The following is a 1861-nucleotide window of genomic DNA, read 5'->3' as shown; positions in this document are numbered from 1 at the left end:
CGCCACCGACGAGGTGCTGCGGCCGCTCTACCCCGAGGAGGACCTCGGCCCCGCGGCCCACCGCTTCACGATGTTCCTCGAGCAGTACTGGGGCGGCCCCACGACGTACTCCGACCAGCGCGGGCACCCCCGCCTCCGCATGCGCCACGCACCGTTCGCCGTGACGCCGGAGGCCCGCGACCGCTGGCTCGTGCACTTCCGCGAGGGCCTCGACAAGGCCAAGCTCTCCCCTGAGCTCGACGCGCAGTTCTGGGCGTACGTCCAGCACGCCGCCAACTTCATGGTCAATCAGGCAGGCTGAGCGCCGCGAACGCCGCGCGCTCCTCGTCGGAGAACGGCCGAGAGCGCTGGGACCCCAGGTCGAAGCCGATCATGGCCGAGGTCGCCCGCGCACGGACCGTGCCATTACCGACGATCTGAGCCTCGACCGTCGCCGAAGACGTGCCGAGCCGGCTGACCCACGACTCGACCTCGTAGGGCTCCTGGCGCCACGGCATGCCGGCTCCGTACGTCACGTCGACCCGGCCGACGACGAACCGTCCCGCCGACATCGACTTCAGCCGACCGGCGATGAAGAGGATCCGCGCCTCCTGGAACAGCTCGAAGACCTTGACCGGGGTCACGACGCCGTCGGGCCCGAGGTCGCTGCGGCGCACCCGGCACGGCAGCGAGTCGGCGTACGCGCCCTCGGCGATCATGTGCTCGGGCGGACCGAACGTCGTGACGACGCGGGCGAAAGGCGAGGTGTCGGGGACCGGACGGATCTCCTGCGTCAGCTCGTCGCCACTCACGGTCGAGGCGATCTGGACCGGGTGGCGACTCAGCAGCAGCGGCCGCAGGAACTCCACGACGACCCGGCGCACGGGACGATCGGCGAGCAGGCCGTCCTCGACCAGCATCGCGCGACTCTCCGCGGCGTAGTCGAGGTAGACGACGTTGTTGACGTGGTTGAGCGAGTCGAGGTCGGCCCAGCGCATGGGCAGGTCATGGACTACGGCGGCAGGCACGCGCCGATGATGTCAGATGGACCCGACAGGTCAGGCGTGGCTCTCGTCGATCTCGATGAGCGGGTCGCCCTCCTGGACGATCTGCCCGACCTCGACGAGGACCTTGCTCACGAAGCCGGAGGCCTCGGCGTACACCGGGATCTCCATCTTCATGCTCTCCAGGACGGCCAGCACGTCGCCGACACCGACCTGGTCACCCTCACGGGCGACGATCTTCCAGACGTTGGCAACGATCTCGGCCCGCGCAGCGAACATCAGATCGACGACTCGTGCGTCAGCATGCGCAGAGCCGCAGCCATGCGGTCGCGGGTCTCTTCGGGCAGGATCACGTCATCGACGATACCGGCTTCGGCCGCGATGTAGGGACGCGCGACCTCTTCGCGGTAGACCGCAGCGAGCTCGTCGCGGAGCTTGGTCGGCTCCTCGGCCTCCTTGAGCGCGCGGCGGTGCAGCAGCGCCACGGCGCCGCCGGGGCCCATGACCGCGATCTCCGAGCCCGACCAGGCCCAGTTGACGTCGGCACCGAGCGAGGCGGCACCCATCGCGATGTAGGCGCCTCCGTACGCCTTGCGGACCACGACGGTCAGCTTGGGCGACTTGGTCTCGACGTACGCCTTGAGGAGCTTGGCGCCATGCGTGATGACGCCGCGTCCCTCCTCGACCGTGCCGGGCAGGAAGCCGGGCACGTCGACGAACGTCAGGACCGGCAGGTCGAAGCGGCCACAGAACTCGACGAAGCGCGCGGCCTTGACCGACGCCTTGGAGTCGAGGATGCCGCCACGGGCGTTGGGCTGGTTGGCCAGGATGCCGACCGCGTGGCCGTCGAGGCGGCCGAACAGCGTGAGGATGCTCGG

Annotated in this window: 4 protein-coding genes; 1 reads left to right on the top strand and 3 read right to left on the bottom strand. The window is 69.6% G+C overall.

The window, feature by feature from the left end:
• A partial coding sequence (locus tag V6M46_RS10240) for a globin domain-containing protein (RefSeq protein WP_332664482.1) occupies positions 1–301 on the top strand: 301 nt, incomplete at its 5' end.
• Here V6M46_RS10240 and V6M46_RS10235 read toward each other — a convergent pair.
• The 3 genes from V6M46_RS10235 to V6M46_RS10225 all read right to left on the bottom strand — a co-directional run.
• Positions 285–1007 (bottom strand): thioesterase family protein, encoded by a 723-nt coding sequence (locus V6M46_RS10235; protein ID WP_332664480.1) that lies wholly within the window; start codon positions 1005–1007, stop codon positions 285–287. The two genes, V6M46_RS10240 and V6M46_RS10235, sit on opposite strands and share 17 nt — an antisense overlap.
• 30 nt (positions 1008–1037) lie before the next feature.
• Positions 1038–1262, bottom strand: a complete 225-nt coding sequence (locus tag V6M46_RS10230) for a biotin/lipoyl-binding carrier protein (protein ID WP_056212772.1) — start codon at positions 1260–1262, stop codon at positions 1038–1040.
• The coding region (locus tag V6M46_RS10225) for a carboxyl transferase domain-containing protein (RefSeq protein WP_332664475.1) at positions 1262–1861 on the bottom strand (600 nt) is incomplete at its 5' end. The genes V6M46_RS10230 and V6M46_RS10225, both read right to left, overlap by 1 nt.

This window comes from Aeromicrobium sp. (assembly GCF_036676885.1).
Lineage (GTDB): Bacteria > Actinomycetota > Actinomycetes > Propionibacteriales > Nocardioidaceae > Aeromicrobium.
The sequence above is the reverse complement of the archived record's forward strand: the minus strand, read 5'-3'. Positions and strand labels throughout refer to the sequence as shown.